This window comes from Caballeronia hypogeia (assembly GCF_001544875.2).
Taxonomy (GTDB): Bacteria; Pseudomonadota; Gammaproteobacteria; order Burkholderiales; family Burkholderiaceae; genus Caballeronia; species Caballeronia hypogeia.
Window position 1 is genome coordinate 569,548 of the sequence record NZ_FCOA02000003.1, and the last position, 26,908, is coordinate 596,455.

Sequence of the window (26,908 nt, forward strand, 5' to 3'; positions counted from 1 at the left end):
TTCAGTAGTTACTGCGGTCTGTGCTGCGTTTTTCCAACACTCGCCGCCGCGAGGCGCGCGCAACGATTGCGCACTCGCGGACGTGTTACCGGGAACATCTGTCGCACGGCGGCTGCGCGATTGCAAGAGTCGTGCGTTGCGGCCACTTTCGCAAGAATATCCGTACAGACGAAAGCATGGTGCGGGCCGCCCGGGATCAGGGTTTATACCAGCATCAAAAAACACCTTTCGGTACAATTCGGGCCTTCAACTCCGCCTCGGCGCCTGCATCGCTCAATCCGACGATGCGCCCAGACGTGACACTTCGTCCGCTCCCGCCATGCCATTGCCTCTCTTCGCTCTCGCCGTTGCCGCGTTCGGCATCGGCACGACCGAATTCGTCATCATGGGCCTCTTGCCCAACGTCGCGCGCGACCTCGGCGTGACGATTCCGGCCGCGGGCATGCTCGTCTCGGGCTATGCGCTCGGCGTGACCGTCGGCGCGCCGATCCTCGCCGTGGTTACCGCGAAGATGGCGCGCAAGAAGGCGCTGATGAACCTGATCGGCGTGTTCATCGTCGGCAATCTGTTGTGCGCGCTCGCGCCGAACTACTGGGTGCTGATGGGCGCGCGCATCGTCACCGCGTTCTGCCATGGCGCGTTTTTCGGCATCGGCTCGGTGGTCGCCGCCGATCTCGTCGCGCCGAACCGCCGCGCGCAGGCCATCGCGCTGATGTTCACCGGGCTCACGCTCGCCAACGTGCTCGGCGTGCCGCTCGGCACCGCGCTCGGCCAGATGGCGGGCTGGCGCTCGACGTTCTGGGTCGTGACGCTGATCGGCATCGCGGCGGCGGGCGCGCTGGCCGTGTGCCTGCCGAAGCACATAGAGATGCGCGAGACCAGCATCCTGCGCGAATTCGACGTGCTCAAGAACCCGCAAGTGCTGATGGTGCTCGGCATCAGCGTGCTCGCATCGGCCAGTCTTTTTTCGGTGTTCACGTATATCACGCCGATCCTCGAGGACGTAACCGGCGTTTCGCCGCACACCGTCACCTACGTGCTGCTGCTGTTCGGCCTGGGCCTCACGGTGGGCAGCACGCTCGGCGGCAAGCTCGCGGACTGGAAGCTGTTGCGCTCGCTGCTGTCGTTTCTGCTGGCCATCGTCGTGATTCTGACGATCTTCGCGGGCACGATGCACGAGCCGGTCGCCGCGATGATCACGATCTTCTTCTGGGGCGTGCTCGCGTTCGCGATCGTGCCGCCGCTGCAAATCCTCATCGTGAACCGCGCGAGCGATGCGCCGAACCTCGCGTCCACGCTGAATCAGGGCGCGTTCAACCTCGGCAACGCGACGGGCGCGTGGCTCGGCGGCTGCGTGATCAGCGCGGGCGCGCCGCTCACGTCGCTGCCGTGGGTCGGCATTCTGATGGCGGCGAGCGCGTTCGGCCTCACGCTGCTCTCGGCGACGCTCGACAAGCGCGCGCGCCGTCTCGCAATCGGGCAGGCCGCCTGATTCTTCGCGGTCGGCACGGCGCATGAAGGGCATCTTCTCGCGTGACTTTCTCGCGCTGATCCTGAGCGTGGCGGTCGTCGGGCTGGGACTCGGCGCGACGCTGCCGCTCACCGCTCTCGCGCTCACGCAGGCGGGTCACGGCACCGGCATTGTCGGCTGGATGACCGCGACGCAGGCGGCCGGCGGGCTCGTCGTCGCGCCGGTGGCGAGCCGTGTGGCCGCGCGCTTCGGGGCGCGCGACACGATCGTGGGCACGGTGATCGTCGCGGCGCTGTCCACCATCGCGATGCAGTTCACCGCGCACTTGTGGCTGTGGGCCGTACTGCGCTTCCTGTGCGGCGCGGCGCTAATGCTGCTGTTCACGATCGGCGAAGCGTGGGTCACGCAGCTCGCCGACGATTCCACGCGCGGCCGCGTCGTCGCGATCTACGCGACCAATTTCACGCTGTTCCAGATGACCGGGCCGGTGCTCGTCAGCCTGATCGGCGATTTGCCGTCGATGCGCTTCGCCATTTGCGGCGCAATCTTCCTGTTGGCGCTGCCCGCGCTTGCATCGATTCGCGGTGCGCCGCACGCCCTTGCATCGGAAGAAGGCGCGCACGGCGACTGCCGGCAAGTGCTGCCGCGCATGCCGGCGCTCGTGATCGGCACCGGCTTCTTCGCGCTGTTCGACACGCTCGCGCTCTCGCTGATGCCGCTCTTCGCGATGTCGCACGGCATCGGCGAGGACATCGGCGTGCTGTTCGCCTCCGCGATCCTGCTCGGCGACACGACCATGCAATTCCCCATCGGCTGGCTCGCGGATCGCATCGGCCGCGCGAGGGTGCATGCGGGCGCGGGCGTGGTCGTCGCGGTGCTGCTGCCGCTGCTGCCGTGGGCGATTGCGCATCCGTGGATCTGCTGGCCGCTCCTGTTCGTGATCGGCGCGGCCGCGGGCAGTATCTATACGCTGTCGATCGTCGCGTGCGGAGAGCGATTTCGCGGGCCGACGCTCGTATCGGCGACGGCGATCGTCGGGGCGTCGTGGAGCGTGGCGAGCTTCGGCGGGCCGATCGTCGCAGGGACGCTGATGCAGCGCGTCGGAGCCGACGCGCTGATCGGCGTGCTGACGGCGGCGGCTTGTGCGTTTCTGGTTGCGGTGTGGTGGGAGAAGCGCGCCGCATCAACGAAGCGCGCCGGCTGAGCCCCCGGCACGCTCACGCCGCCTGCACCGCCCCGCCCTTCTCGCGCCGCACGAACGCCAGCACGCTCACGAGCACGGTCGAGCACAACACCGGCACAGCCGCCGCGTGAAACAGCGCGACATTGCTCCAGCCAAGCGCGATCATCTGCCCGCCGACGAGCGGTCCGATCACCGAACCCACGCGCCCGATGCCCAGACTCCAGCCAATGCCGGTCGAGCGCAGCGCCGTCGGATAGAAATGGCCCGCGAGCGCATTGACCGCCGGCTGCCCGCCGACGATGCAAAAGCCGCTCGCGAACACGGCCACGAAGAGCCACGTCTGCACGTGCGCCACGCCGCCGATCGCGCCGACGCACGCCGCACCCAGGAAGAAGCAGGCGAACAGCACGCGCACGAAGCCGAAGCGCTCGATGAACCAGCCGAGCGACAAGGTCCCGATCACGCCGCCCGTCTGCAGCAGCGTGCCGACGAGCACCGCCATGCCGGGCGTGTAACCCGCATCGCGCATCACGGTCGGCAGCCAGTTCGACAGGAAGTACAGATCGATCAGGTTCATGAAGCTGATCGCCCACAGGATCAGCGTGACCGGTCCGCGACCCGCACGGAACAGCTCGGCCACCGGCGCGCCGCCGCTCGCCTTTTCGCGCACGATGAGACGCGTCGAGGCGTCGATCGGAAGTGACGGGTCGAACTTCGCGAGCCACGCGCGCGCCCGCGCTTCTCGGCCCCTCAGCACCAGAAACTGCAACGATTCGGGCAGCGCGACGATCATCGCCAGCCCGAGCAGCAAGGGCACCGCGCCGCCGACCCAGAACACCGAGCGCCAACCGTACGCGGGAATCAGCGCCGCGCTCAGGAAACCGCCCAGCGCCGCGCCGAGCGTGAAGCCGCACGACACGAGCATCATCCGCTTGACGCGATGCTCCGCCGTCGAGAATTCGCCGACGAGCGCCATCGCGTTCGGCATGATGCAGCCGAGCCCGAGTCCCGTGACGAAGCGCAGCGCGGTGAGTACCGCGAGATCGTTGGTGTACGCGGTCGCGATCATCGAAAGGCCGAAGAACAGCGTCGCGCCGATCAAAACCGGACGCCGCCCGATGCGGTCCGCCAGCACCGAAAGCCCGAGCGCGCCGAGCAGCATGCCGAACAGGCTCGCGCTAAAGACCGGCCCGAGCGCCGCTTTCGAGACGTGCCAGTCCGCGATGACGGCGGGCGCGACATAGCCCATCGCCTGGGCGTCGAAGCCGTCGATCACGAGGCACAGCCCGCACAGCGCGAGGAGCATGAACTGGAACGCCGGGCGATGCGCGTTGCCGAGCGCGCGCTCGACATCGATGGTCGTCTCTCTCTGCATGTCTTTTCCTTTGCTTCAAATGAAAGCGGCCCCGGCGTGAACCGGGGCCGCTGGCCGATCAGGCGCGCGCCGCGAGAATCCGTCCCGCGCACTCGCCGAAGCCGACGCGATAGCCCTCGCCCTGGCACCATCCGGTGATCGCGATTTCATCGCCGTCCTGCAGGAACGCGCGCTCGCCGCCCTCTTCCAGCTTCAGCGGCCGCTGTCCGTTCCACGTGCTCTCCAGCAGACTGCCGCACGAATCCGGCGTCGCTCCGCTGATCGTGCCCGAGCCCATCAGGTCGCCGACGCGCGTGTTGCAGCCGCCGACCGTGTGATGCGCGAGCTGCTGCGCCATCGACCAGTACATCAGCTTGAAGTTGGTACGCGAGATAGTCGTCGCTTGCTTCGTGCCTTCGGGGCGCAGCGTCACTTGCAGGTCGATGTCGAAAGCGTGATCGCCTTTGTGGCGCAGGTAGTCGAGCGGCTGCGGCTCCTGCACCGGCGTCGCGGTGCGGAACGGTTCGAGCGCGTCAATGGTGACGATCCACGGCGAGATGGTCGTCGCGAAGCCCTTCGAATTGAACGGCCCGAGCGGCACGTATTCCCATTGCTGAATGTCGCGCGCGCTCCAGTCGTTGAGCAGCACCATGCCGAAGATATGCGCCTCGGCCTCTTCACACGGAATCGGCTCGCCCAGCGCATTGCCGCGCCCGACGATGAAGCCCGTCTCCAGTTCGATATCCAGCTTGCGGCAGGCGCTGAACACCGGTCTATCCGCGTCGGGCAACTTGATCTGCCCGTTAGGCCGACGCACGTCCGTGCCGCTCACGACAACCGACGATGCGCGCCCGTTATAGCCGACCGGCAGCTCCGACCAGTTCGGCAGCAGGGCGTTCTTCGGATCGCGGAACATGGAACCGACGTTGGTCGCGTGCTCCTTCGACGAATAGAAATCCGTGTAGCCCGGAATCTCGACCGGCAGATGCATGGTCGCGTCGCTAAGCGGCACGAGCGCGCGCTGGAGCAGCGCGGCGTTGTCGCGCAAGGTCGCATTACCCTGCGCGAGCAAGCCGGAAAGCGCGATGCGCACTTCGCGCCATTTCTCGCGGCCGAGCGCGATGAAGTCGTTCAGGCGCGGCGCGCGGAACGTGTCCTGTGCATCGATGAGACGCGCATCTTCGAGCACCGCGAGATCGACGATCCACTCGCCGATCGCGACGCCCGCGCGCGGCTGCGTGTTGACCGCGTTGCTGAAAATGCCGAACGGCAGATTCTGAATCGGGAAGTCGCTCGCGGGATCGTTCGCGGATTCGATCCAGCTTTTCAAAGAGGGCGCGAGCGTGGCCTTCAGCGCGTCGTTCATCGTTGCTCCGGGTTGAAATGTTTCGTGAGGCCTTGCCAGCACTCGTAGTAATTCGCCTGCAGTTGCGCTGTTTCGAGCGCGAACTGCGTCGGCTTGATGAGGGTGCGCGTCTCGAACATGAAGGCCATCGTGGCGTCCACCTTCGCGGGCTTCGTCGTGTCGCTATTCGATGCCTTCTCGAACGTCTCCGCATCCGGGCCGTGTCCCGACATGCAGTTGTGCAGGCTCGCGCCACCCGGCACGAAGCCTTCGGCCTTCGCGTCGTACACGCCGTGCACGAGGCCCATGAACTCGCTCGCCACGTTGCGATGGAACCAGGGCGGGCGGAACGTATCTTCGGCCGCGAGCCAGCGCGGCGGGAAGATCACGAAGTCGATGGTGTCGACGCCCGGCGTATCGCTCGGCGACTGCAGCACGAGGAAGATCGACGGGTCCGGATGGTCGTAGCTGATCGAGCCGATGGTGTTGAAGTGGCGCAGGTCGTACTTGTACGGCGCGTAGTTGCCGTGCCATGCGACGACATCGAGCGGCGAGTGGCCGATATCCGCGCGCCACAGCACGCCGTTCATCTTGGTCACCAGCTCGAACCCGCCTTCGCGGTCCTCGTAGGCGGCTTGCGGCGTGAGGAAATCGCGCGGATTCGCAAGACCGTTCGAGCCGATCGGGCCGAGATCGGGCAATTGCAGCAGCGCGCCGAAGTTCTCGCAGATGTAGCCGCGCGCTTCGCCATCGGGCAGCGTCACCGAAAAACGCACGCCGCGCGGAATCACCGCGATCTCATACGGTTCGACATCGACCTTGCCCAGTTCCGTCCAGATCGCCAGACGTCCTTGCTGCGGGACGATCAGCAGCTCGCCGTCGCTGTTGTAGAAAAAGCGGTCCTGCATCGAACGATTCGCGGCGTACAGATGGATTGCGCAACCGGACATGGATTCGGCGGCGCCGTTGCCGGCCATCGTCACCCAGCCGTCGATGAAATCGGTCGGCGCGGCGGGCATCGGCAGCGGGTCCCAGCGCAACTGGTTGGGCGGCGTTGCCGGCACTTCCGCGAAATTCGCGACGAGCTTCGCGCGCAGTTTGTCCGCCGGCACGCGCGTGAACGGCTTGTGCACCGCGCCCGGACGGATGCGATAGAGCCATGAGCGACGGTTGTGCGCACGCGGCGCGGTAAATGCGGTCCCCGAAAGTTGCTCGGCATAGAGACCGTAAGCGGCGCGCTGCGGCGAGTTGCGGCCGACAGGCAGCGCGCCCGGCAGCGCCTCCGTGGCGAAGTCGTTGGCGAAGCCGGACTGGTAGTGCTGACTGGCGTCCGTGTGCGTCTCGAACGTGGGCATGGGTCGAAATCCTCGGCGGGTGATCGGCAAATCATCGGACGAACAACCCTGCGGCCGTTCGTCACTGCGATTTACGCATGGTAAAACCAATTACGATTAGTGAAATTCATCGTAAACCCTTAATCGACGCGTTCTTTCCGGCATATCAATATGTGAATTTGGTGCTGGACGCGGTGTTGCGCGCTGATACCATCGACCATTCGAACAAAAATTGTTCGGTACGGCCCGCGTCACGAACCTGAATGCTCCCTTCATGATTTCGCCTTCCTTGCCTGAACTCGTCGCCCGCGCCGCGGAACATCCGTTCCTTGGCGCGCATATCGTGCTGGGAGAGAACGAGCACGCGGGACAGGCCGTCGCGCAGCATCACGGTCTGTGCATTTCGAGCGCGTATGAACCGATCTTCGATGTCGGCACGCATAGTTTTCCGCAAACCTTGAGCGCGTCGCCGGAGAGCGCGGAGCGTTTCGGCGATGAACTCGGCGTGCAGGCGCTGACGCTGATCGAGGGCGATGCGCCGCACGATCCCTTCGGCCAGATGGAAGACGACCGTGAGCTGGTCGTGATGGACCGGCTATCGCGGGCGCTGCATGCGTTCAACTTCTTCGGGCCGCATCGGCCGGGGCTTTTGTTTCTGCGCGTGCACGAGCGGCTTTTGAAGAGCGTGAAATACGATCACGGGCTGCACTTTTCATCCGTGCTGATGGAGTTCGGAATGAGCCCGTCGCGCGTGGTGATCGAATTGCCTGCGGCAGCGGTGGCGCACAAGACGTTTCTTGGTTATCTCACCAAGAGCTATCAGCATTACGGGTTCAAGGTGGCGGGGAATCTGCCCAATGCCGGGCAGATCATGTCGGTGTCGGATATGGCGCGGCTCGATTTCATCAAGATGGATGCCGGCGCGGCGTTACGCGATTCCGTGGTGAAGCATCTGGTGGCGTATGCGCATCGGCTGAAGATTCCGCTCATCTTCTCCAATGTTTCGGACGAGGTGCAGTTCAACGCGCTGCAGCAGTTCGATGTGCACTTCGTGCAGGGTCCGGTGTTCGATTCGCATCCGGTTTTGCATGGGCGGTGAGGTCAGTCTTCACCGCAACCGGTGCATCAACGTCTTCAACGCCGGATAAAGCTCGATATAAACCCCGAACCGTTCGGCATAAACGCGTTGCCGTTCCGCATCCGGCTGCGCCCGCTCGATGAGCGTCACCCAGCCGCCTTCGGCCACGTCCCTTGAAACCAGACCGGCCCCGAGCGCGGCCAGCAAAGCCGCTCCCATCGGCGCTTCGACATCCTGTTCGATCGACAGCACCGGATAGCCGGTGACATCGGCGATGATCTGCATCCATAGATCGGAATGCGCCGCGCCACCCACGACGATCAGCCGGTCGTCGAGCGACTGCGCGCCGCGCCGCCCCGCTTCCATGTTGTGCTTCAGCGCGAACGCGACGCCCTCCAGCACCGCCCGATAAAGCGTCGCGCGCGTATGGAACAGATTGAGTCCGACGAACGTACCGCTTGCGCGCGCGTCCCACACGGGACTGCGCTCGCCCATCAGATACGGCAGGAACACGACGCCGTCGGAACCCGCCGCGACCTTCGACGCCGCATCTTCCAGCAAGCGATGCGGATCGCCATGCGGCAACTGCTTCGCCGCTTCGATCTCGCCCTGACAGAACTGATCGCGATACCACGCGACGCACTGCCCCGCCGTGCTCGCCCCGCCGAACACGTACAGATCGCGCTTGCCGTTGTACACGTGCGGCATCGACACGAGTCCGTGGCTCGCATCGACCGTCTGGTTGATGTAGCCCCAGCACATGCTCGTGCCGATCATCGCGACATGATGGCCGGCCTGCGTGACGCCCGCCGCGAACGTCGCCACCGCCGCATCGACCCCGCCCGCGACCACCGGCGTGCCGGCCACGAGTCCGAGCCTCCCGGCCCACTGCGCCGACAATCCGCCCACCACATCCGACGATTCCACCAGCCGCTGCGGCATCATCGACGCGGGAATGCCGAGCATGTCGAGCGCCTCCGCCGACCACGCGCGCTTCGCGACGTCGTACACGCCGCCGAGATTTCCCGCCGAACTGTGATCGACGGCGAGCTCGCCCGTCAGCCGATGGATCACGAACGCGTTCGGCGGCAGGAAATAGCGCGTCTTCTTCCAGACCTCCGGCTGATTCGCGCGCAGCCAGAGCATCTTCGTGAAACCGTAGTAACTGTCGACGCCATTGCCCGTGATCGCCGCGAGCCGCGTCACGTCGACGTGCGCGCGCACCCAGTCCACCTCCGCCGTCGCGCGCCGGTCCATCCAGATGAGACACGGGTAAAGCGGCTCCATGTTCTCGTCGACGGGAATGCCCGAGCCGCCGTACAGACTGCTCACGCATAGCGACTTCACATCGCTCGCGACCACGCCCCGCTCGCGCGCTTTCGATACGACCGCCGCGATGCACTCGGTCACCGCATCGAACCAGACCGACGGCCACTGTTCCGCCCACAACGGCTTCGGCGTGTCGGGATGGTAGGCGCTGGAATGCTGCGCGACGATCGCGCCGTTCGTATCGACGAGCAAGGCCTTCGTACTCTGCGTGCCGATGTCGATACCGATCACGTAACCCATGTCTGTCTCCCGCGTTCTGTTTTTCCGCCTATCGTTAAGGACACGTGTTCAAAGGCGGTTGGCTCACGCACCTTCGTTCAATGGCCGACACATTGACTATCCGGGTTATTCCCGATCTGCACGGCGCGGTGCATCCGGCGAATCGCGCCGTGGCCGCCAGGCCCGCACCAGCCGCCCGTCCGGCGACACGAGGCGCGCAAATTGCACCGCAAGACGCAGCGGCGACCACGGCTTCGATGGTTGCGGCGCGCCTTGACTTTCGTCCGGGCGGATACCATTATTTCGATCATTCGATCATTCGATCATCGAACGAGCAAATGCTCACTCAGCCGTCCGCAAAGAACGGGCGCGCCGCCAATCAGAGGAAGAGACGACATGACTAGCGAAGCCAACGTGATCCTGCACATCGGCGCCGGGTCTTTTCATCGCGCGCATCAGGCGTGGTATCTGCATCGACTGAACGAGACAGGCGATAAAAGCTGGTCGCTAGCGGTCGGCAACATCCGCGGCGACATGAACGCGGTGCTCGAAGCCCTCGCCGCGCAAAACGGCGAGTACACGCTCGAAACCGTGACACCGAAGGGCGAGCGCGAATACGAGACCATCCGCGCGATCAAAAAGGTCGTGCCGTGGTCGGCGGATCTGGCGGAGCTCGTCGCCGTGGGCGCGGACCCGAAGACGAAAATCGTGTCGTTCACCGTTACCGAAGGCGGCTATTACCTCGACGAGCACGACAAGCTCGACACCGCGAATGCCGATCTCGCCGCCGACCTCAAGGGCGGCAAGACGACGATCTACGGCGCGATCGCCGCGATCCTCGATGCGCGCATGAAAAACGGCGCGGGCAAGGTCTCGCTGCAGAACTGCGACAACCTGCGCAGCAACGGCGACCGCTTCAAGAAAGGCATGCTGCAGTTCCTGGAGTTGCGCGGCGAAACCGCGCTGCGCGACTGGTTCAACGCGAACACGTCGTGTCCGAACGCGATGGTCGACCGCATCACGCCGCGCCCGACGCCCGACGTCGCCGAGCGCGTGAAGGCCGCGACCGGCTTCGCTGACCAAGCGCCGGTCATGGGCGAGAAGTTCATCCAGTGGGTGATCGAGGACCGGTTCGTCGCCGGGCGGCCCGCGTGGGAGAAGGTCGGCGCCGAGATGGTCGATTCGGTGCACGCGTATGAGGAAGCGAAAATCCGCGTGCTCAACGCGAGCCATAGCTGTATCGCGTGGGCGGGCACGCTGGTCGGCCTGCAGTACATTCACGAAGGCACACAGGACATGGAAATCCGCGCGCTCGCCGACGCCTATGTCACCGACGACGTGATCCCCTGCCTCACGCCGAGCCCGATCGATCTGGCGAAGTATCGCGATGTCGTGCTCGACCGCTTCAGCAATCCGTATATCAAGGACACGAATCAGCGTGTCGCGGCGGATGGTTTCTCGAAGATTCCGGGCTTCATCGCGCCGACGCTCTCCGAGTGTTTCGCGCGCAACGTCGATCCGGATTCGACCGCCATTCTGCCGGCGCTGTTCTTCCGCTTCCTCGAACGATGGCACGAAGGCAAGCTGCCCTATACGTATCAGGACGGGGTGATGGATGCCGGCGTTGCGCATGGCTTTTTCCAGGCGTCCGATCCCGTGAAGACCTTCGTCGGCGACAAGCTCCTGTGGGGCAGCATGGCGCAGACCGAGGGCCTCGAACGCGTCATGCGCAAGGCAATTTCAAAGGTCGATGCGTGGCTGGGAAACAGGCCATAAGCCAGCCCTCATTGTCGTGCTGATCGCATGCCGCAACTGCAAGCCGCGCCGCTCGGGTAATGTGCCCATGGCGCGGCGCGCTGCGTGGCGTTAAATTAGCGCCTCCCGCAGCACTGGCCTCACTCCTCGCTTTTCGCCGGGTTCGTCCCGGCAACGACCAAGGGTCCGTTCATGTACTTAGGCATCGACCTCGGCACCTCCGAAGTGAAAGTTCTGCTGCTGGCCGCCGACGGCGCCGTGATCGGCACGGCGGGCACGCCCTTCACCGTATCGCGTCCGAAGCCGCGCTGGTCGGAGCAGAATCCGCTCGACTGGTGGGAAGGCACGCGCGCCGCGCTCTTCAGGCTGCGCGAGAAATTTCCCGACGAATTCGCGCAAGTGCGCGGCATTGGCCTCTCGGGCCAGATGCACGGCGCGGTGCTGCTCGATTCGCAGGACAAGGTGCTGCGCCCCGCGATCCTCTGGAACGACATGCGCAGCGACAAGGAGTGCGCCGAACTGTACGAACGCGCGCCCAACCTGCACGAGATCGCCGGCAATCTGGCGATGCCGGGCTTCACTGCGCCCAAGCTGCTATGGGTCGCGCACAACGAGCCCGACATCTTCAGACAGACCGCGTGCGTGCTGCTGCCGAAGGATTACCTGCGCATGCATCTGACGGGCACCAAGGTATCCGATCCGTCGGACGCCGCCGGCACGCTCTGGCTCGATGTCGCGCGCCGCGACTGGTCCGACGAGTTGCTCGCCGCGTGCAACATGACGCGTCAGCAGATGCCGTCGCTTGCCGAGGGCAGCGAGCCTTCGGGCACGCTGTTGCCGGAGCTCGCGCGCGAATTCGGCCTGCAGGAAGGCGTGGTCGTCGCGGCGGGCGGCGGCGACAATGCCGCGAGCGCGGTGGGCATCGGCGCGACCGATCCGGGCGACGGATTCCTCTCGCTCGGCACCTCCGGCGTGCTGTGCGTGATCGGCGACCGCTTCCGGCCGAATCCCGCCTCCGCCGTGCATGCGTTCTGCCATGCGATTCCGGACCGGTGGCATCAGATGAGCGTGGTGCTGTCGGCGGCGAGCTGCCTGCGCTGGGTGTGCAAGCTGACCTCGACCGACGAGCCGACGCTGCTCGCCGAAATCGAGGCGCTGTCGCCCGATCTGCTGCCATCGGCGCCGCTGTTCCTGCCGTACCTCTCCGGCGAGCGCACGCCGCACAATGATCCGTATGCGCAGGGCGTGTTCTTCGGCATGACGCATGCGACCGACCGCGCGCTGCTCGGCTATTCGGTGCTCGAAGGCGTGACACTCTCGCTGACGGACGGCCTCGACGCGCTGGAATCGGCGGGCACGCAAGCGCGCGCGTTGTCGATGCTAGGCGGCGGCGCTCGCAGCGCGTACTGGGCGCAGATGTTCGCCGACGCCTTCGATACGCCGACGCGCACGCACGGCGGCGGCGAGACCGGAGCGGCGCTGGGCGCGGCTCGGCTCGGCTGGCTCGCGGCGGGCGGCGACCCATCGACGGTGCTGGCGAAGCCGGAGATCAAGCAGGAATTCACGCCGAATGCGGCGCGGCATGAGATGTTGCGGCAGCGGCTGAAAGGGTTCAGGGAGTTGTACCAGCACGTGAGGCCGCTGTTCGATCCGGCGCGGCCGAGGCTGGCTTGAGGCGCGCGCGAAGAGGCTTCGAATGCCCCGATTTTTCGATACAAAGGTGTACGATTTCATTTCTTCTCGAACGAAGGAAATCCGCGCGAAGCGGTGCACATTCACGCAAGCGGCGCCGCCGGCGATGCCAAATTCTGGCTTTACCCCAATGTGCACGTAGCGAGCAGCGCCGGCTTCGACGGGCGTACGCTATCCGAACTGTTGCTCGAGGTCGAAAATCGTCGTGACGAAATTGAGAGGTCCTGGAATGAGTACTTCCGCTAAAGAAGTTCGCTTCGACGATTGCACGATGTGGGTCGAACTCTCGGACGGCCGCACCCTGGGCGTTCCTCTTGGGTGGTTTCCCCGACTCCTTCACGCGACACCCGCTCAAAGGCAGCAATGCGAGATCAGCTTCAGCGGCAACGGCCTTCACTGGGAAGAAATCGACGAAGACATCTCCGTGGAAGGACTACTCGCGGCACGAGGTGACATGACGCATCTGCCGCGGCGCGCGGCCTGACATCTCTGCTCCCGGCGGGCCGTGTTTTGATTCGTGGTTCTGAATTCAGGACCACGACGCCCAAAATAAGAACTAAAACTTAAGCAGCAGACAAAACACCCAACCACAGTGCCCAAGTCCACAGAAAAGCTCGATCTCGCGACACGCGCGGCATGGCTCTACTACGTCGCCGGCAACACCCAGAACGAGATCGCCGAAAAGCTGCAGATCTCGCGTCCGGTGGCGCAGCGCCTCGTTGCGTTCGCGGTCGAGAAGAACCTGATCCGCGTGCGGGTCGACCACCGTCTCGCCGATTGCCTGTCGCTCGCCAAGGCGCTCAGCGACCGCTACGGCCTCGCGATGTGCGAAGTCGTGCCCATCGACGGCGACGCGCCCGAGCAGATCGATCGCAAGCTCGCCGTCGCGGGCGCGCAGGTCATGGAGCGCTACCTGCTGGAAGAAAAACCGCTGGTCGTGTCGATCGGCAGCGGCCGCACGCTGAAGGCCTGTGTCGCGCAGATCGGTCAGGTCGACCGCCCGCAGCATCGCTTCGTGTCGATGGTCGGGGCGATCGCGCAAGACGGTTCGTCGAATCGCTATGACGTCGCGCAGCAATTGTCGGAAAAGACCGGCGGCAAGCACTTCATGCTGCCCGCGCCGCTCATGGCCGACAGCGAAACCGAACGCGCGCAGTGGGTCAATCACCGGCTGTACCGCATCGTCGACGAACTCGCACAGCAGGCGGACGTGGCGTTCGTCGGCATCGGCAACGTGGGCGTCAACTGCCCGCTGCATCAGGACGGCTTCATCACCCGCGCGGAAGTCGACGAGATGATGGCGGCGGGCGCCGTGGCGGAATGGCTGGGCCTGCCGATCGATGCCGAAGGCCACCGCGTGACCTCGAAAACCGGCGCGCGCGTGACGAGCCTGAAGCTCGATACGCCACCGAAGCGCCCGACGATCGGCTTCGCGGGTGGAGAGCGCAAGCGCGAGGCGCTGATCGCGGCGCTGAAAGGACAATGGCTCTCGGGGCTCGTCACGGACGAGCTTTGCGCGAAGGCGGCGCTGGAAGCGTTGTGAGCATCCGGTGCGGCGCTACGCGTCGCCGCGCGCGGGCTGCTTCGCGGCCCACCAGCTACGCGACGCCTCATAGAGCTGCATGCCGATCATGTACTCCACGGAGCGCCCGTTCCCGCCGAGGAGTTCGGTCAAGTCCGCCCAGTCGATGTCCGCTTCGCCTGCAAAAAGGAGTCGGCGCAGCGTATTCGTCAGCTGATGATCGCGAGGTTCCAGCACATCGACACCGAGCGCGTCGTAGGGAATCGTCGATGTGTTTTTCAACTTCGGCGTAGCGAGGAACGGCACAGCCACCTTCGCCTTGAGCGCGCCGCTCCTGATCCAGCCCTTGTACAACGCGTCGATAGCGTTCTCGACGTGCCGATGCAACGGGAACAGCGTGCGCAACGTCTGCTTCCCTTTGGGCGTCACCACATAGGCAGCGGCGCAATAGGCGTACGAGTCCTTCGCATCGGACAGGTTGATTCCCGCGAGCTCGTGTCGTTCCGCACCCTGACGGCCTGACTCGCGACGGCGGCTCATCTTCTCCTCGGCCTGCGCAAGGAGAAACGGCACCTGATGATGGTAAGGACAACAATCCAGAAACAACAGATCCGCATCCGGATTTCCGGCGACGAAAAGGCCGATCACATGCGGATTGACGATCGATGGAAAATGCGCGCTGATCTCCACGTCGTCCTCCAGCACGATGGTGGCGGAGTCTGCGGAGGCCCGGAGAATCAACTCTTCGTGCGAACGCCGGCAAGCCCAGATGGCGTTCCGCGCCGGGTTGTCGAACGGTCCGTGCGCGCGGCCGTCCACCGCCGGAAACCGTTTGATGCAGTCTCGGTAACCGATCGCATCGATCCGGGCTTCCATCGATTTGCGTCTGTCGTCGCTCGTCGACAAATTGACGAAGTATCCATCCAGTTCCATGTGTCCGAGCCGCGCTGCAAGGCAGGCCAAGATAGCATCGATCGCGGTGCGTGAGCGAAAATTAAACCGCTCAGGCTAAGGATTAGGATATTTCGCAGACAGTGCGCGCGAATGGGCGGACGCCCGGAGCAATCAGAACTCGATCTCCGCCTCCACGGCCTGCCCGACTTCCAGCGCGCCGCCCTCGCCCGTCACGACGATCGCGTTCTTGCCGAACGTCAGCGCGCCGTCGAACTGCTCGCTCGCGCGATAGCCGCTCATCGTGTCGAGCGGTTCGTGCGGCCATGACGGATGCGGCGCGCCCGTCTGCTGATCGATCGTCGGCATCGGGCAGCGCGTGCAGAGCTTGACGAGGCGCAGTTGCACGTCGTTTCCCGGCACGCGAATCTGCATGTCGCCGACGTAATCCTCTTCGTACGCATCGAGTCCGCCGATCACCAGATTCGGCCGGAAGCGATTGGCCGGAACCTCCGGCGCACCCTTTTGCGACAGGCGTGCATTGAGATCGTCGAGCGACGCCTGGCTCATGATCAGAAGCGGGAAGCCATCCGCGAAACGCGTGTGCGTGACCTGCGGCGCTGTCCATTCCTCGTCCACCGTGCGGCGAAAAGCCGGCGCGAAGCGCGCAAGTCGCGCGGGCATGCCGAGAAACTCGCTGAACCACTGCGCGGATTGCTCGCCGGTGTCGAGCGCATCGACGGTATCGCGCCAGACAGTCGCGCGTACCGGCTTCGCATCCACGAGTGCTTCCGCGCGCAAGGGCGTGCGCAGCGTCGGCATGCCGGGCGCATCGATCACGAGATCGTCGCCGTCGAACGCGGTGCGGATCAGCGCCATGCGCGGATGAGCGCGCTGCGTGAACATGCCGCCGGCCGGATCGGTGATCATCCAGTGACGGTCGTATTCGAGGCCGGTTTCGAGCAGCGTGGCGCGACGCAGGGAAATGCCCGCGCAGGACTTGATTGGATAGACGAAGATTTCGTTCAGGACGGGCATGGCGATATCGGGTGGACGACGCCGGTCATCGGTCGTGGCCGGTCGAAACACGGATTATCGCGCGTATCCCGCGCCCTGCAAAAAACAACGGCGCCGTCCTTCCGGAACGGCGCCGCGCATGCGAAGCTCCGACGAATCAAGCCGCCGTCGCGTGCTCCCGCTGCCAGGAATCCACCACGTTGCGCGTGTACGCCTGACCTTCCGCATTGAACAGGTGACAGTGATCCGGCGCCGTGCCGAACTTGAGCTGCTGACCGCGCGGATGCTTCTCGAGCGGCGGAATGCGCGCAATCAACCCGTCCGGCGCGATGTCGGTTTCGGCATACAGATACGCTGCGTCGCCGAGCGTTTCGACGGTCATCGTCGAAGCCGACACGCCGTAATCGCCCGCTTCGGCCGAATTCGGCTGCAAGTGCTCGGGACGAATGCCGACTGTCACGGCGTCGCCGACTTTGGCGTTGCCCGACAGCACGCCGACCAGTTGCGTCTCGCCCGTCGCGTACTTCACGAGCACGCCGTTGCTTTGCACCGCCGCGATCGTGCCCGACAGAAAGTTCATCTTCGGCGAGCCGATGAAGCCCGCGACGAAGCGGTTCGCCGGCGCGTGATACAGCGCGTTCGGCGTGCCGACCTGCTCGATGTTCCCCGCCGACAGCACGACGATCTTGTCCGCGAGCGTCATCGCCTCGACCTGATCGTGCGTCACGTAGATCATCGTGGTCTTGAGGTCGTCGTGCAGGCGCGCGAATTCGAGGCGCATTTTCACGCGCAGCGCGGCGTCGAGGTTCGAGAGCGGCTCGTCGAAGAGAAAGACCTTCGGCTTGCGCGTGATCGCACGGCCGATCGCCACGCGCTGGCGCTGGCCGCCCGAGAGCGCCTTCGGCTTGCGATCCAGCAGATGATCGATGTGCAGGATCTTCGCGGCGTTCTTCACGGCGGCGTCGATGGCGGGCTTCTTCTCGCCCGCGAGCTTGAGGCCGAACGCCATGTTGTCGTACAGCGTCATGTGCGGATAGAGCGCGTACGACTGGAACACCATCGCAATGCCGCGCTTGGCGGGCGCCAGTTCGTTCACGCGCGCGTTGTCGATCATCAGATCGCCGCCGCTGATGTCTTCGAGACCCGCGATCATGCGCATCAGAGTCGACTTGCCGCAGCCCGACGGGCCCACGAACACGACGAACTCGCCGTCGTTGATATCGAGGTTGATGTTGCGCATCACCTCGGTTTCTTCGTAACGCTTGCTGATGTTGCGCAGTGTCAGGCTAGCCATGGTGTGTCTCCTGTGCATCATTTGCGACGAATACCGCGCCGTCGCTATCTGAGTTCGAACGTCGCGTTCTGCAGCCATTGCTCGACGAGCGCAGGCAATCGCGTCATGTCATCGAATACGGCCTGCGCGCCCGCTTTCTCCAGCGCGCCGATCTGTCCTTCGGTCGCGTGCCCGCCGCCGATGAAGCCCAGCACCGGCATGCCCGCGGCAGCCGCCGCCGTCACGCCGGTCACGCTGTCCTCGACCACCAGACAGCGAAGCGGCGCGATACGCATCGCGCGCGCGGCCGCGAGATACACGTCCGGCGCGGGCTTCGGGTTCTCGACCATGTCGGCGCAGAAACGCCGCTCGCCGAAGAAGCGCACGAGGCCGGTGCGTTGCAGCACGGCATCGACGTAGGTTGAAAAACTGTTGCTCGCGCACGCCTTCATGAACGGCACCGCGGCGAGCGCCCCGGCGATGCCCGGCACCGTCGGCGCCTGCATCGCCGCCACTTCGACGGCGCGCCGGATCGCGACGACCTGATCGTGCGTAAGCGTGCGGCCCACAGTGTCGGCGGCGCTCGCGAGCACGGCCTCGATACGCAGGCCGAGCAGCGGCATCACGACCGGCTCGACATCGACGCCGGGCCACAGCGCCTGCAACTCGGTGACGAGCACGTGCGCCGCCACTGTTTCGCTGTCGATCAGCACGCCGTCGCAATCGCAGATCAGCAGGCGATCTTCGAGGTTGGCTTCCCTGGATGGAGTGAGGTTCACGCTCGCTACCTCACTTCACCGCGCCAAACGTGAGGCCACGCACGAGTTGCTTCTGCGAGACCCAGCCGACGATCAGGATCGGCGCGACCGCCAGCAGCGAAGCGGCCGAAAGCTTGGCCCAGAACAGACCCTCCGGACTCGAATACGACGCGATGAACACCGTCAGCGGCGCCGCGTTCGAGCTCGACAGGTTGATGCTCCAGAACGCCTCGTTCCACGACAGGATGATGAGCAACAGGCCGGTCGATGCGAGACCGGGCAGCGCCATCGGCATCAGCAGATAGACGATTTCCTGCCACGTCGTCGCGCCGTCGATGCGGCCGGCTTCGAGAATGTCCTTCGGCACCTCGTTGAAGTACGTGAATGCCATCCAGACGGCGATCGGCAGGTTGATCAGCGTGTACACGATGATGAGGCCCGACACCGTATCGAGCATGCCCGCGTTCTTCCACAGCAGATAGATGGGCACCAGCACGCCGACCGACGGCATCATCTTCGTGGAGAGCATCCACAACAGGACCGACTGCGTTTTCTTCGTGGGGAAGAACGCCATCGCGTAGGCGCACGGCACGGCGAGGATCATGCACAGCAAGGTGACGCCCACCGAGATCAACACTGAGTTCCACGCGAAGCCGAAGTAATTGCTGCGCGCGAACACTTCGCGAAAGCTGTCCAGCGTCGGCGTGAAGAACAGCGACGACGAGTAGGCCTGCTGTTCGGTCTTGAACGCGGTGATCGTCATCCAGAAGATCGGGAAGAACAGCAGGATCGAGATGAGCCACGCGACGACGCCCGGCACGATGTTCTTCGCGTGATCGAGCGCCGAGGTTCGCGGCGCGGCGGTGACTGATTGCGTGCTCATGCTTCGTACTCCCCTTTGAGGTTCTTCGCGAGCATTCTCACGAGGAAGAACGCAACGATGTTCGCGAGAATCACCGCCAGAATGCCGCCCGCCGATGCGAGACCCACGTCGAACTGTTGCAGGCCCAGTGCATAGATCAGGTACGACAGGTTGGTCGTCGCGGTGCCGGGGCCGCCGCCGGTGGTCGTATAGATTTCAGCGAAGATCGACAGCAGGAAAATGGTCTCCATCATCACGACGACCGCGATCGCGCGCTTCAGGTGCGGCAGCGTAATGAAGAAGAACATCGCGAACGGACCCGCGCCGTCGATGCGCGCCGCTTCCTTCTGCTCCTGATCGAGCGACTGGATCGCCGTGAAGAGAATCAGGAACGCGAACGGCAGCCATTGCCACGCGACGATCACGATCACCGCGAAAAGCGGATACTCGGCGAACCAGTCGATCGGCTGCATGCCCATCGAGCGCATGAGCTGCGCGATCAGGCCGTACACCGGATGCAGGATCATGTTCTTCCAGATGAGCGCGGAGACCGTCGGCATCACGAAAAACGGCGCGATCACGAGCAGCCGCGCGATGCCCTGTCCGAAGAACTTGCGGTCGAACAGCACGGCGAGCAGCACGCCGCCCACGACCGTTATCGCGAGCACCGAAAGGATCAGCGTCAGCGTGTGAGCGATGGACGGCCCGAACGCCGGATCGGTGACAAGAAACTCGAAGTTGTCGAGCCCCGCGAACCCTTTGACATCGGGGTTCAGCAGGTTGTATCGCGAGAACGAAAACCAGATCGTCATCGCGAGTGGAATGGCCATCCACAGGAAGAGCAGCCCGGTCGATGGCATGATCAGCCAACGCACCGACTTCGCACGGCGCTTGTCGCGCGCGGCGGCGGATTCCTCCAGATGATGGTCGGTGATGGGGGGATTCAGTTGAGTCATCGTTTCACCTCTCGATGATGATGCTGGCGGGCCGCGCCACGCGACGCGGCCCGAGTACCGCGAAAAGATTTACTTCTGATAGCCCGCTTGCTTCACCGCGCGATCCGCCGCGGCGTTCGCGGCCTTCAATGCCTGATCGACGCTCGTCTGACCCGCCACGACACCCGCGATCGACTGTCCGACCACCGTGCCGAATGACTGGAACTCCGGAATGCCGACGAACTGGATGCCCGTGTACGGCACCTTATGCAGCGTGGCATCGTTCGGATCGGCGGTCTCGATCGCCTTCAGCACGAAGTCGCCGAACGGCGCGGCCTGCTTGTACTCGGGGCGCGCGTAGGTCGACTTGCGCGTACCCGGAGGCACCGAGGCCCAGCCCTCGTCCTTGCCGACCATCTCGATGTATTCCTTCGACGTCGCCCACGCGGCGAACTTCTTCGCGGCGTCCTGCTGCTTCGACGTCTTCGGAATTGCCAGCGACCATGACCACAGCCAGTGCGAACCCTTCGGCGTGACGGCGATCGGCGCCGCAGCGAAGCCGATCTTGTCCGATACCTGCGACTGCGCCTTGTTGTAGAGCATGCCGGCCGCGACCGTCGCGTCGATCCACATCGCGCATTTGCCGGACGACATGAGCGTGAGGTTTTCGTTGAAGCCGTTCGAGCTCGCTCCCGGCGGCCCGTCGTTCTTCAGAAGGTCCGCGTAGAAGCCGACCGCCTTCTTCCACTCGGGCGTATCGAGCTGCGCCTGCCACTTCTCGTTGAACCATTCGCCGCCGAACGTGTTCACGACCGTCGACACATAGGCCATGTTCTCGCCCCAGCCCGCCTTGCCGCGCAGACAGATGCCGTACTGGCCTTTGGACTTGTCGGTAAGCTTGTCGGCGAACTGCTTGATCTGGTCGTAGGTCGGCTGATCGGGCATCTTGAGGCCGGCCGCCTGGAACAGATCCTTGCGGTAGTACGTCATCGAGCTTTCGACGTAGAACGGCAGCGCGTACAGCGTGCCGTTATATGACAGACCATCGCGCGCGGTCTTCACGACGTCGTCGAGATCGTAGTTCGAGGGCAGGCCGGTCATCGGCGAAAGCCAGCCGCGCTTGCCCCATTGCGGTGCCTCATACGTGCCGATGGTCACCACGTCGAACTGGCCGCTGTTGGTCGTGATGTCGGTCGTCGCGCGCTGACGCAGCACGTTTTCCTCCAGGATCACCCAGTTGAGCTTGATGTCGGGATTGGCCTTCTCGAATGCCGGCGAGAGCTTCTTCAGCTCGATGATGTCCGGGTTGTTGAGCGTCGCGATCGTGATGGTCGCGGCATGCGCCGACAGCGGCACGAGCGCGGCTGCGGCCAGCGCGGCCGACATCGCCCCCGTCACGAACGGGGCGCGGCGCGCGCGCGATTGTGCTCGAACAATGCGTTGAGTGCGTTTCATATGAGTTCGTCTCCTTTTTGTTGGCACGGGCATGGCGGACAGTCTCGATGCATGACCGCACGTGCCGTGAATGCCGCTGCCTGCTTCTGAGGGTGCGCGATCGGAATCGCGTGGTTGCCGGTTTTTGCTTGTGCCGCACTTCTCGCGGGCGCCTGCCGCGTCTGCCTTCGTCGTTACAGAGCCTTCGTCTTCACGCCGCTCGCATTCGCCGCGACGCCGTTTCACTATAGACGGTGCTTCCCGCGCTTCAAGCCGCGCATTTCCGAATGCCGGGCGCGAGTGCGGTGCATCAACTCATCCAGTTGCCGCCGTCGACGTTGAGCGTCTGCGCGGTGATGTAATCCGAGTCCGATGAAGCCAGAAACAGCGCCGCGCCCGTGAGGTCAGCGGGCACGCCCATGCGACCGAGCGGCACTTCCTCGCCGACGAGCCGTTTCTTCTCGCCGAGCGGACGGTTTTCGTAACGCGCGAAGAGCGCATCGACCTCTTTCCACATCGGGGTGTCGACGACGCCCGGCGCGATGCCGTTCACGTTGATGCGCTCTTTCGCCAGCGCGAGCGCCGCCGACTGCGTATAGCTGATCACCGCCGCCTTGGTCGCGCAGTAATGCGAGACGAGCGCCTCGCCGCGCCGCCCTGCCTGCGATGACATATTGATGATCTTGCCGCCGCGCCCCTGCTCGACCATGCGCTGCGCGACGGCCTGCATCAGGAAGAACATGCCTTTGACGTTCACCGCGAAGAGGCGGTCGTACACGTCCCAGGATTCGTCGAGGATCGGGCGCATGTCGAAGAGCGCCGCGTTGTTGAAAAGAATGTCGATGCCGCCGAAACGCTCGACGGTGCGCGCAACGATGCGCTCGATATCTTCGCGGCGCGTGACGTCGGCCTTGAGCGCGAGCACGCGCGCGGAGAGGTCCGCATAGCGTTGCACCAAGTCGTGCTCGTCCTTGACGTCGACGACGACGACCTGCGCGCCCTCCTCCAGATAGCGCCTCGCGACTGCCTCGCCGATGCCGCTCGCGGCGCCCGTAATGATCGCGACCTTGTCTTTCAGTCTCACCGATGTCTCCGATTCCGGCCTTGCCCAGTCGCTGTGAGCGAACGCTCCGCGAATGAACAATTGCTCTCTGTTTGATCGAATGATCGGCGTTGCGCGTGATCGTGTCAAGGCATCGGCACAGGTTTCGATGTTGCGTCGCGCAAACGTCCGAAAACCCCGGGAAAACCCGTCTGGCAAGGGCGGAGGAGCAAACGACGTGCCGCGCGAAAGTCATCCAGGACGTGCATGCGAACCTGATACGTTATATCATCGCCGCATCGTCCGACGACGAGCGGTCCGTCCGCTCTTCCTGCATTAACTTTTTCGAGCCGCGCCCCGCGTGGCCAACACAACATGACCGCATCCGTCGAAACCATGCTGGCGCGGGCCGAGGCTCTCTCCATCGAACGCGGCGTGGCGCTCACGCCGCTGCGCCGCCAGGTGTACGAACTCGTGCTGAAAGCGCACAAGCCGATCGGCGCCTACGACCTCATCGATGCCATGGAGCCGCAGCGCGGCACCCGCGTGCCGCCGACCACCGTGTATCGCGCGCTCGAATTTCTCGTCGAGAACGGCTTCGTGCATCGCATCGAGTCGAAGAACGCGTTCATCGCTTGTTGCGATGCGGGCAAGCCGCACGAGAGCCAGTTCCTCATCTGCGACGAATGCGGCGAGACGCTCGAAATCCAGGGCCGCGAGCTCGCGTCGTCGCTGTCGGCCAGTCCGCCCGCGCACGGCTTTCAGGTGCACCACCAGGTCGTCGAACTGAGCGGCCTGTGCGCTGACTGTCAGAAGAAACATCGCGGCGCATAAGCCGTCCGTCCGATCACATCACAAAAGGAAACCGATGAAATTCGCGCACGTCCTGACCTGCTTCGCCGTGGCGCTCGGCTTTTGCAACGCGGCTTCGGCGCAGACCGCGCGCGTGCCGGTCGTCGCGGCGGAGAACTTCTACGGCGATGTCATCCGCCAGCTCGGCGGCGAGCACGTGCAGGTGACGAGCATCCTCAACAATCCGGACGAAGACCCGCATCTGTTCGAGGCCAGCCCGAAAACGGCGCGCGCGTTGCAGCACGCGGCGCTCGTCGTCTATAACGGCGCGAACTACGATCCGTGGATGGACAAGCTGCTCGCGGCGTCGAAGAGTAACGAGAAGCGCACGGTGATCGTCGCGGCGCAGCTCGTCGGCAAGAAGGCCGGCGACAATCCGCATCTCTGGTACGACCCGGCGACGATGCCCGCGGTCGCGAAAGCCGTGAGCGCGTATCTGGCGAGCGCTGATCCTGCGCACAAGAGCGACTACGACGCGCGCCTCGCGACCTTTCTCGATTCGCTCAAGCCGATCGATGCGAGCATCGCGCAACTGAAATCGCATTATCACGGCGTGCCGGTCACGGCGACCGAGCCGGTGTTCGGCTATATGGCCGATGCAATCGGCTTCGAGATGCGCAACCAGCGTTTCCAGATGGCGTCGATGAACGAGACCGAGCCGAGCCCGTCCGACATCGCCGCATTCGAGAAGGATCTGCGCGAGCGCCGCGTGCACGTGCTGATCTACAACAGCCAGGCGACGGGCGCGCTCACGAAGCGTCTGCTCAGCCTCGCCAAGGACGCGCATGTGCCGAGCATCAGCGTGACGGAGACCTTGCCGGCGAAGAAGACGTATCAGCAATGGATGCAGTCGCAGCTCGACTCGCTTGCGGGCGCGCTGCAAGGATGGCAACGATGAACACCGCGCAACCCGCGCTCGAAGTCGATCGCGTGACGCTTTCGCTCGGCGGCCGCGAGATTCTCGACAACACGAGCTTCACCGTGCACAACGGTGAATTCATCGGCGTGCTCGGGCCGAACGGCGCGGGCAAGACCACGTTGATGCGCGCCCTGCTCGGGCTCGTGCCGGTGAAGAGCGGCACGATCCGCGTGAATGGCGAGGCCGTGGTGCGCGGCAATGCGTCGATCGGTTATATGCCGCAGATTCGCACCGGGCTCGCAAACCGGCGCGTGCTGGGTCGCGATTTCGTCGCGATGGCCGCGGACGGGCATCACTGGGGCCTGCCGCATCGCAATGCGCGCATCCGCGCGGACGTCGAGCGCGTGCTCGAACTGGTCGGCGCGCATCAGCTGGCTTCGCGTCCGTTGTCAGAACTCTCGGGCGGCGAGCGTCAGCGCTTGCTGCTCGCGCAATGTCTGCTCGGCAATCCGCGTCTGCTGCTGCTCGACGAGCCGCTCATCAGTCTCGATCCGCGCCATCAGACGGGCGTCGTCGAACTCGTGCGGCGCGTGCAACGCGAGCTGAACATCACGGTGCTGTTCTCGGCGCACGAACTCAATCCGCTGCTGAATTCCCTGGATCGCGTGCTCTATCTCGGCAGCGGACGCGCGGCGCTCGGCACCGTCGACGAAGTCATCTCGAAGGCGGTGCTGTCGCGTCTGTACGGCTCGCCCATCGACGTGATGCGTGTGAATGGCCGCATCTTCGTGATGTCGGGCGATGTCGAGATCGACAAGCTCGATCACGCGCACGAGGAAGGCGAGGAACATGAGCACGAACACGAACATGAACACGGCCATGCGCACGGTCACGGTCACAGCCACGCAAAGTAGACACCACAATGTTTGAATACGACTTCATGGTGAATGCCTTCGCGGCGTCGGGGATGGTCGCGGTGCTGTCTGGCATCGTCGGATATTTTCTCGTGCTGCGCGGCCAGACCTTCGCGGGTCACGCGCTCTCGCACGTCGGCTTCACGGGCGCGACGGGCGCCGTGCTGCTCGGTATGTCGCCGCTCTGGGGGATGGTCGGCTTCACGCTGGCGGCGGGCGTCGGCATGGGCGCGCTCGGTGAGCGGCTCTCGGGGCGCGACGTGGCGATCGGCGTGATCCTTTCCTTATCGCTCGGTTTCGGGTTGTTGTTTCTGCACTTCTTCACGGCTTATGCCACGCAGGCGACCGCGCTTCTGTTCGGCAATGTGCTCGGCGTGAGTCACGAGACGCTTGCCGTGCTCGCGGGACTGGCAATCGTGAGTCTCGGCGCGCTCGCCTTCATCATGCGGCCTTTATTGTTCGCGTCTTTGCAGCCGGAGCTTGCCGAAGCGAAAGGCGTTTCATTGCGGCTCGTATCCGTGCTGTTTCTTGCGATCACCGCGCTCGCGGTGGCGGCATGCACGCAGATCGTCGGCGTGCTGCTGGTGTTCGCGTTGATGGTCGGACCGGCGGCGGCGGCGCAGAACGTGACGACGCGCCTGTCGTCGGGGCTGGTGCTTGCTGCGTTGTTCGCGCTGGGACAGGCGTGGATCGGACTTACGCTCGCGTATTACACCGACTGGCCGACGAGTTTCTGGATCACGATGCTGGCGGCGGTCGTTTATGGCGCAAGTCTGCTGGGACGCAGAGCGTAACGAAGCAAGCTCCCCCGCTCGGGGGAGCCGCTTCAAAGCAATGTCACCGACACAAGATCCGCGCGTGATGCGCGATATGGTCGCTCATGAACGTCGAAATGAAAAAATACCCGTGGTCATAGCCGTCGTGACGGCGTAACGCCACGGTATGCCCGGCGTCGTGCGCATTCCGCTCGAAAATCTCGGGATGAAGCTGCTCGGCAAGAAACTGATCACTCAGTCCCTGGTCGATCAGAATCCCGCCTTCGAAGCGCGACGCCACATCGCCCTTGATGAGTTCGCTCGCGTCATATTGCTTCCACGCCTCGCGATCGTCGCCGAGATAGCCCGAGAACGCCTTCACGCCCCACGGACACTGCGACGGCGCCGCAATCGGCGCGAACGCCGACACCGACCTGTACAGATCCGGATTGCGCAATGCGAGTACGAGCGCGCCATGACCGCCCATCGAATGTCCGAAGATGCCGATGCGATCCTCCCGCACCGGCAGCTCCGCGATGACCGTCTCGCGCAACTCCTGCGTCACGTACGAGTACATGCGATAACGCTGCGCCCACGGCTCGCGCGTCGCATCGACGTAAAAGCCCGCGCCGACGCCGAAATCCCATGCATCTTTCTCGCCTGGAATATCCGCGCCGCGCGGGCTCGTATCCGGCGCGATCAGCGCCATGCCGCGCTCCGCCGCGTAACGCTGCGCGCCCGCCTTGATCGGGAACGTCTCTTCGGTGCAGGTGAGGCCTGCGAGATAAAACAGCGCCGGCACTTTTTGCGATGCGGCCTGCTTCGGCAGGAAAACCGAAAAGCGCATCGGCAGGCCGATCGTCCGCGAGTCGTGACGATAGATGCGCTGCACGCCGTCGAAGCATCGATGTTCTTCCACGAGTTCCAGCATTGCCTTTTCTCCTCGCTCAATAAATGACGACGGAACGAATCGACTCGCCCTTCTTCATCAGGTCGAAGCCGTCGTTGATCTGCTCCAGCTTGAGATGATGCGT

General features: G+C 64.3%; 26 protein-coding genes and 1 pseudogene. 13 read left to right on the top strand and 14 right to left on the bottom strand.

Going from position 1 to position 26,908, the window contains the following annotated elements:
- Positions 1 to 319 precede the first annotated feature (319 nt).
- Entirely contained in the window at positions 320 to 1,492 is a 1,173-nt protein-coding gene (locus AWB79_RS08685; RefSeq protein WP_061166956.1) for an MFS transporter, read from the top strand.
- 22 nt (positions 1,493 to 1,514) lie between these two features.
- Positions 1,515 to 2,675 (top strand): MFS transporter, encoded by a 1,161-nt coding sequence (locus AWB79_RS08690; protein ID WP_061166957.1) that lies wholly within the window; start codon positions 1,515 to 1,517, stop codon positions 2,673 to 2,675.
- A gap of 13 nt (positions 2,676 to 2,688) precedes the next feature.
- Here AWB79_RS08690 and AWB79_RS08695 read toward each other — a convergent pair whose 3' ends face one another.
- The 3 genes from AWB79_RS08695 to hmgA are packed head-to-tail and all read right to left on the bottom strand — an operon-like array spanning position 2,689 to position 6,708.
- Positions 2,689 to 4,029, bottom strand: coding sequence for an MFS transporter (locus AWB79_RS08695; RefSeq protein ID WP_061166958.1), 1,341 nt, complete (start codon positions 4,027 to 4,029; stop codon positions 2,689 to 2,691).
- Between the two features lie 58 nt (positions 4,030 to 4,087).
- Positions 4,088 to 5,374: a fumarylacetoacetase gene (fahA, locus tag AWB79_RS08700; RefSeq protein ID WP_061166959.1), complete on the bottom strand. Its 1,287-nt coding sequence runs from the start codon at positions 5,372 to 5,374 to the stop codon at positions 4,088 to 4,090.
- Positions 5,371 to 6,708, bottom strand: coding sequence for a homogentisate 1,2-dioxygenase (hmgA, locus tag AWB79_RS08705; RefSeq protein WP_061166960.1), 1,338 nt, complete (start codon positions 6,706 to 6,708; stop codon positions 5,371 to 5,373). The genes fahA and hmgA overlap by 4 nt, the downstream gene beginning before the upstream one ends.
- A gap of 253 nt (positions 6,709 to 6,961) precedes the next feature.
- On the opposite strand from hmgA, the gene AWB79_RS08710 reads away from it, so the two are divergent.
- Positions 6,962 to 7,786, top strand: coding sequence for an EAL domain-containing protein (locus AWB79_RS08710; protein ID WP_061167034.1), 825 nt, complete (start codon positions 6,962 to 6,964; stop codon positions 7,784 to 7,786).
- A gap of 9 nt (positions 7,787 to 7,795) precedes the next feature.
- Here the strand turns inward: AWB79_RS08710 and AWB79_RS08715 are convergent, their stop codons facing one another.
- Complete coding sequence (locus tag AWB79_RS08715) at positions 7,796 to 9,334, bottom strand: FGGY-family carbohydrate kinase (RefSeq protein ID WP_061166961.1); 1,539 nt, start codon at positions 9,332 to 9,334, stop codon at positions 7,796 to 7,798.
- 80 nt (positions 9,335 to 9,414) lie between these two features.
- Between AWB79_RS08715 and AWB79_RS39390 the strand changes: the two genes are divergently transcribed.
- The 6 genes from AWB79_RS39390 to AWB79_RS08740 all read left to right on the top strand — a co-directional run bounded on the left by AWB79_RS39390 (position 9,415) and on the right by AWB79_RS08740 (position 14,303).
- Positions 9,415 to 9,717: a hypothetical protein gene (locus AWB79_RS39390; protein ID WP_157695715.1), complete on the top strand. Its 303-nt coding sequence runs from the start codon at positions 9,415 to 9,417 to the stop codon at positions 9,715 to 9,717.
- A complete protein-coding gene (gene dalD, locus AWB79_RS08720; RefSeq protein ID WP_061166962.1) occupies positions 9,710 to 11,089 on the top strand; it encodes a D-arabinitol 4-dehydrogenase in 1,380 nt (459 codons plus the stop codon). Before AWB79_RS39390 ends, dalD begins: the two co-directional genes overlap by 8 nt.
- 171 nt (positions 11,090 to 11,260) lie before the next feature.
- Positions 11,261 to 12,742 carry a xylulokinase gene (gene xylB / locus AWB79_RS08725; protein ID WP_061166963.1) on the top strand — a complete coding sequence of 494 codons (1,482 nt, stop codon included), beginning with the start codon at positions 11,261 to 11,263 and terminating at the stop codon, positions 12,740 to 12,742.
- Between the two features lie 93 nt (positions 12,743 to 12,835).
- Entirely contained in the window at positions 12,836 to 13,006 is a 171-nt protein-coding gene (locus AWB79_RS08730; RefSeq protein ID WP_232470844.1) for a DUF4160 domain-containing protein, read from the top strand.
- On the top strand, positions 12,990 to 13,244 hold the full coding sequence (locus AWB79_RS08735) for a DUF2442 domain-containing protein (RefSeq protein WP_061166965.1): 255 nt from the start codon (positions 12,990 to 12,992) through the stop codon (positions 13,242 to 13,244). The genes AWB79_RS08730 and AWB79_RS08735 overlap by 17 nt, the downstream gene beginning before the upstream one ends.
- A 108-nt stretch (positions 13,245 to 13,352) precedes the next feature.
- A complete protein-coding gene (locus tag AWB79_RS08740) occupies positions 13,353 to 14,303 on the top strand; it encodes a sugar-binding transcriptional regulator (RefSeq protein ID WP_061166966.1) in 951 nt (316 codons plus the stop codon).
- 15 nt (positions 14,304 to 14,318) lie between these two features.
- Here AWB79_RS08740 and AWB79_RS08745 read toward each other — a convergent pair whose 3' ends face one another.
- The 8 genes from AWB79_RS08745 to AWB79_RS08780 form a co-directional block, all read right to left on the bottom strand.
- A complete protein-coding gene (locus AWB79_RS08745; RefSeq protein ID WP_061166967.1) occupies positions 14,319 to 15,215 on the bottom strand; it encodes a glycosyltransferase family protein in 897 nt (298 codons plus the stop codon).
- A 132-nt stretch (positions 15,216 to 15,347) separates the two neighbouring features.
- Positions 15,348 to 16,211 (bottom strand): MOSC domain-containing protein, encoded by an 864-nt coding sequence (locus AWB79_RS08750; protein ID WP_061166968.1) that lies wholly within the window; start codon positions 16,209 to 16,211, stop codon positions 15,348 to 15,350.
- Between the two features lie 136 nt (positions 16,212 to 16,347).
- Positions 16,348 to 17,484 carry an ABC transporter ATP-binding protein gene (locus tag AWB79_RS08755; protein ID WP_061166969.1) on the bottom strand — a complete coding sequence of 379 codons (1,137 nt, stop codon included), beginning with the start codon at positions 17,482 to 17,484 and terminating at the stop codon, positions 16,348 to 16,350.
- A gap of 44 nt (positions 17,485 to 17,528) precedes the next feature.
- Positions 17,529 to 18,242, bottom strand: a complete 714-nt coding sequence (locus AWB79_RS08760) for an HAD family hydrolase (protein ID WP_061166970.1) — start codon at positions 18,240 to 18,242, stop codon at positions 17,529 to 17,531.
- A 10-nt stretch (positions 18,243 to 18,252) separates the two neighbouring features.
- Positions 18,253 to 19,104 (bottom strand): carbohydrate ABC transporter permease, encoded by an 852-nt coding sequence (locus AWB79_RS08765; RefSeq protein ID WP_061166971.1) that lies wholly within the window; start codon positions 19,102 to 19,104, stop codon positions 18,253 to 18,255.
- A complete protein-coding gene (locus AWB79_RS08770) occupies positions 19,101 to 19,943 on the bottom strand; it encodes a carbohydrate ABC transporter permease (protein ID WP_374728531.1) in 843 nt (280 codons plus the stop codon). Before AWB79_RS08770 ends, AWB79_RS08765 begins: the two co-directional genes overlap by 4 nt.
- A gap of 165 nt (positions 19,944 to 20,108) precedes the next feature.
- On the bottom strand, positions 20,109 to 21,404 hold the full coding sequence (locus AWB79_RS08775) for an ABC transporter substrate-binding protein (RefSeq protein WP_061166973.1): 1,296 nt from the start codon (positions 21,402 to 21,404) through the stop codon (positions 20,109 to 20,111).
- 358 nt (positions 21,405 to 21,762) lie between these two features.
- Positions 21,763 to 22,536, bottom strand: coding sequence for an L-iditol 2-dehydrogenase (locus tag AWB79_RS08780; protein ID WP_061167035.1), 774 nt, complete (start codon positions 22,534 to 22,536; stop codon positions 21,763 to 21,765).
- A gap of 333 nt (positions 22,537 to 22,869) precedes the next feature.
- Between AWB79_RS08780 and AWB79_RS08785 the strand changes: the two genes are divergently transcribed.
- The 4 genes from AWB79_RS08785 to AWB79_RS08800 are packed head-to-tail and all read left to right on the top strand — an operon-like array spanning position 22,870 to position 25,913.
- A complete protein-coding gene (locus AWB79_RS08785) occupies positions 22,870 to 23,328 on the top strand; it encodes a Fur family transcriptional regulator (protein WP_061166974.1) in 459 nt (152 codons plus the stop codon).
- A gap of 34 nt (positions 23,329 to 23,362) precedes the next feature.
- Positions 23,363 to 24,244: a metal ABC transporter solute-binding protein gene (locus AWB79_RS08790; protein WP_061166975.1), complete on the top strand. Its 882-nt coding sequence runs from the start codon at positions 23,363 to 23,365 to the stop codon at positions 24,242 to 24,244.
- The gene (locus AWB79_RS08795) at positions 24,241 to 25,119 is read left to right on the top strand and encodes a metal ABC transporter ATP-binding protein (RefSeq protein ID WP_061167036.1); all 879 of its coding nucleotides are present in this window, start codon (positions 24,241 to 24,243) and stop codon (positions 25,117 to 25,119) included. The genes AWB79_RS08790 and AWB79_RS08795 overlap by 4 nt, the downstream gene beginning before the upstream one ends.
- An 8-nt stretch (positions 25,120 to 25,127) precedes the next feature.
- Positions 25,128 to 25,913 (top strand): metal ABC transporter permease, encoded by a 786-nt coding sequence (locus tag AWB79_RS08800; protein ID WP_061166976.1) that lies wholly within the window; start codon positions 25,128 to 25,130, stop codon positions 25,911 to 25,913.
- Between the two features lie 43 nt (positions 25,914 to 25,956).
- Here AWB79_RS08800 and fghA read toward each other — a convergent pair whose 3' ends face one another.
- Together fghA and AWB79_RS38100 are read right to left on the bottom strand one after the other, a co-directional pair.
- Positions 25,957 to 26,805 (bottom strand): S-formylglutathione hydrolase, encoded by an 849-nt coding sequence (fghA, locus tag AWB79_RS08805; RefSeq protein WP_061166977.1) that lies wholly within the window; start codon positions 26,803 to 26,805, stop codon positions 25,957 to 25,959.
- A 16-nt stretch (positions 26,806 to 26,821) separates the two neighbouring features.
- A pseudogene (locus AWB79_RS38100) lies at positions 26,822 to 26,908 on the bottom strand (zinc-binding dehydrogenase); the annotation flags it as partial.

What these genes read in the sequence shown, in the direction of transcription:
- fghA (WP_061166977.1), bottom strand. Translation starts at nt 26,805, where the DNA reads ATGCTGGAACTCGTGGAAGAACATCGATGCTTCGACGGCGTGCAGCGC.
- AWB79_RS08750 (WP_061166968.1), bottom strand. Translation starts at nt 16,211, where the DNA reads ATGCCCGTCCTGAACGAAATCTTCGTCTATCCAATCAAGTCCTGCGCG.
- AWB79_RS08770 (WP_374728531.1), bottom strand. Translation starts at nt 19,943, where the DNA reads ATGCCATCGACCGGGCTGCTCTTCCTGTGGATGGCCATTCCACTCGCG.
- AWB79_RS08685 (WP_061166956.1), top strand. Translation starts at nt 320, where the DNA reads ATGCCATTGCCTCTCTTCGCTCTCGCCGTTGCCGCGTTCGGCATCGGC.
- hmgA (WP_061166960.1), bottom strand. Translation starts at nt 6,708, where the DNA reads ATGCCCACGTTCGAGACGCACACGGACGCCAGTCAGCACTACCAGTCC.
- AWB79_RS08775 (WP_061166973.1), bottom strand. Translation starts at nt 21,404, where the DNA reads ATGTCGGCCGCGCTGGCCGCAGCCGCGCTCGTGCCGCTGTCGGCGCAT.
- AWB79_RS08795 (WP_061167036.1), top strand. Translation starts at nt 24,241, where the DNA reads ATGAACACCGCGCAACCCGCGCTCGAAGTCGATCGCGTGACGCTTTCG.
- AWB79_RS08690 (WP_061166957.1), top strand. Translation starts at nt 1,515, where the DNA reads ATGAAGGGCATCTTCTCGCGTGACTTTCTCGCGCTGATCCTGAGCGTG.
- AWB79_RS08695 (WP_061166958.1), bottom strand. Translation starts at nt 4,029, where the DNA reads ATGCAGAGAGAGACGACCATCGATGTCGAGCGCGCGCTCGGCAACGCG.
- AWB79_RS08735 (WP_061166965.1), top strand. Translation starts at nt 12,990, where the DNA reads ATGAGTACTTCCGCTAAAGAAGTTCGCTTCGACGATTGCACGATGTGG.
- dalD (WP_061166962.1), top strand. Translation starts at nt 9,710, where the DNA reads ATGACTAGCGAAGCCAACGTGATCCTGCACATCGGCGCCGGGTCTTTT.
- AWB79_RS08765 (WP_061166971.1), bottom strand. Translation starts at nt 19,104, where the DNA reads ATGAGCACGCAATCAGTCACCGCCGCGCCGCGAACCTCGGCGCTCGAT.
- AWB79_RS39390 (WP_157695715.1), top strand. Translation starts at nt 9,415, where the DNA reads ATGGCCGACACATTGACTATCCGGGTTATTCCCGATCTGCACGGCGCG.
- AWB79_RS08715 (WP_061166961.1), bottom strand. Translation starts at nt 9,334, where the DNA reads ATGGGTTACGTGATCGGTATCGACATCGGCACGCAGAGTACGAAGGCC.
- xylB (WP_061166963.1), top strand. Translation starts at nt 11,261, where the DNA reads ATGTACTTAGGCATCGACCTCGGCACCTCCGAAGTGAAAGTTCTGCTG.
- AWB79_RS08785 (WP_061166974.1), top strand. Translation starts at nt 22,870, where the DNA reads ATGACCGCATCCGTCGAAACCATGCTGGCGCGGGCCGAGGCTCTCTCC.
- fahA (WP_061166959.1), bottom strand. Translation starts at nt 5,374, where the DNA reads ATGAACGACGCGCTGAAGGCCACGCTCGCGCCCTCTTTGAAAAGCTGG.
- AWB79_RS08710 (WP_061167034.1), top strand. Translation starts at nt 6,962, where the DNA reads ATGATTTCGCCTTCCTTGCCTGAACTCGTCGCCCGCGCCGCGGAACAT.
- AWB79_RS08800 (WP_061166976.1), top strand. Translation starts at nt 25,128, where the DNA reads ATGTTTGAATACGACTTCATGGTGAATGCCTTCGCGGCGTCGGGGATG.
- AWB79_RS08745 (WP_061166967.1), bottom strand. Translation starts at nt 15,215, where the DNA reads ATGGAACTGGATGGATACTTCGTCAATTTGTCGACGAGCGACGACAGA.
- AWB79_RS08790 (WP_061166975.1), top strand. Translation starts at nt 23,363, where the DNA reads ATGAAATTCGCGCACGTCCTGACCTGCTTCGCCGTGGCGCTCGGCTTT.
- AWB79_RS08755 (WP_061166969.1), bottom strand. Translation starts at nt 17,484, where the DNA reads ATGGCTAGCCTGACACTGCGCAACATCAGCAAGCGTTACGAAGAAACC.